At 55.4% G+C, this 2,313-nt stretch carries 1 protein-coding gene; it reads right to left on the reverse strand.

Going from position 1 to position 2,313, the window contains the following annotated elements:
• A partial coding sequence (locus tag CIK74_RS08175) for a sigma-70 family RNA polymerase sigma factor (RefSeq protein WP_170947799.1) occupies positions 1–1,310 on the reverse strand: 1,310 nt, incomplete at its 3' end.
• Positions 1,311–2,313: the final 1,003 nt, after the last annotated feature.

Genomic DNA, 2,313 nt, shown 5'->3' on the forward strand with positions numbered 1-2,313 from the left:
GGCTCCAGCGTCGGCTCGACAGTCGGCTCAGGCGTCTGCTCCGACGTTGGCTCAGGCGAAGGATCAACCGTAGGTTCGGGTATTGGATGATCCGAGGCTTCGGCTACAGGCGGCATTGTAGGTGTGCCCGGCTTGCCCAAGCCCAGAGGATAATCAGTAATAGAGATATCGGGGAGAACCGATCGCGGGTCCTCTGGACTCTGCAGAGGCAAGCGCACTAGGCTGTCATCCAGCCCCTCCCGGCCCTCCGATTCGGGCGTGGCGGACTCAAATGATACGAGATCCATGAAGATGTCCTCCAATGCGGAGGGCGCATCGACCGGATCTACGATTTCCGGATCTTGTTCAACGGGCCGCTCCTGGGGCAACATAACGGGTGCTGTTGTAAGGCTGCCAACACGCGGCGTCAAGATGCCGACCGCTGATGCAGCCACCGCCAACGCAGCTAGGCCAGCTCCCACTCCAGCCACAACTGCCGAAGCACTCGCTGTTCCCGTCGCCACAGCTGCAGCCCCGGAACCGGCAGTCGATACTGCAGCCGAAGAACCACCGGTAGCGGCAGTAATTCCGCCACCGAGTTGCGCTACTCCCCCTGACGCTGAAATGCCCAAAACAGTGGTTCCCCCAACGAACAATGGCAGCACCACGCTGCGCATGGTCCCGCCGATGTTCTCAAGTTCGCCGTAAACAAGCGAACAGTCCGGGCATTTTTTAAGGTGCGACTTCAGCGAACGAGCGGCCTTGGGACTTAAGTTATTTCGAATGAAAGCGGGAAGCTGCTTGCGCGCAGACGCACAATCAGCCATGAGGTCTGCATGTTCCTTGAGGTGGGCAGCAAGGTAAGACTCGCGCAACCCCTCACGGGCTCTAACGGCCAAGGCAGACGCTGCGTTTGGAGTAATTCCAAGAATCGTTGCGATCTCGCGGGGAGGAAGTCCGTCTACTTCGTTATGCCACAAAACTGCACGCCATCGCTCAGGCAGCGATTTGAAGGCGCGGATAACGATCTTTGATTCGGCGCGCCGCATGACCTCGTCAGCGTCCGGGGTTTCACTCGTAAACTCAGCAATCTCATCGATGTCGGATTCACGCCGGGCAGCTCTGTTTCTAGAGAAAGCCTCTCTGGAAACGGAGGTCAACAGATACGCGCGGAAGAATTCGGTGGGCCCGGACCCATGCTTGAGGCTTGCGAAGACCCTCAAGAAAGCTTCGGACACAATGTCCTCTGCTTCTGACGGATTATCGGTATGCCGATAGGCAACTGCCAGCGCGACTTGCTTGTGGCGCTGGTACAGCCGTTCTTGGCTCACTTCATTTCCAACGCGCGCGCCCTGAATCAGTTCCGAATCGCTTACCCTTGCAATTTCAGCTCCCGAATCAATTGCCATAAAGTCCCCATACTTCGAAATCGATGCGTCCAGTAACCGACTTCGCCCCAGGAGGTTTTTCAAAGCCTCGCACTTATCCGGTTAATATTTGTAGACCCTACCACCAAGGAGAACCAAGGGGCTCCAATCAGACCTACCATTCCGATATTCACAGGATGCAATCAGACCCCAACTAATTGATACCCTTCGTTGCTTCAGCGACTGAACGGCTTGCGCCCCAAGCAGCAAGCCATTCAGTCGTCCATGCGGACGGCGAGATTTCGAGTCCCCCAAGCACCCGATTCGCCGCCTATGCACGTTAAGAGTCCCCGACTAATGAATCATGACGCGACTTTAGACAAGTTCTTTTAATTTTGTTTTGTATCGGGACTTCGGTAGCACTTCCCACCACTTTTACCTCCTTTTGTCGAAGCAGGCAGCCTCCTCCCAAGTTCTAGAGGCTAGGCAGGTTGTTGAACTGAAAGGTGTGAAAAATAATCCAGTCGGAGCTATGCTGAATCTCGCCTAGCTATTCAGCCTGACTCAGTCATGCACCGGGGAATTCATGCCACCTATTCATGACAGATATCCCATTTCACGATCAATGGCCACTACTCATTTGTTGAGGTCATTGCGCCGGTGGTGCATTTTCCGATTGCTGCTGTTCCCCAATTCCTGTGCAGTTCCCCCAAGCGAGGCCAAGCCATCATTCTGCCGTTTGTTGATGGAACGGGCTTCGCATCTCGCGCTGGCTTACCCCAACGGACATGCCTCACATGTGATTCGTGTTCCTCAGTGCAGAGTTTTGCCTCCGGCTTCCTCCCCACCCCACCTTGCAGTGACGCAGTTGCCATCGGCTAGGCCTTAAAATCCTTCTCTCGGCCAAAGGACTTTCACCTCCAAGAAATGCCCATGCTGGGCGTACACGAAAGATGCCCGGAACTGC

The sequence above is a fragment of the Glutamicibacter sp. BW77 genome (assembly GCF_002332285.1).
GTDB classification, from domain to species: Bacteria; Actinomycetota; Actinomycetes; order Actinomycetales; family Micrococcaceae; genus Glutamicibacter; species Glutamicibacter bergerei.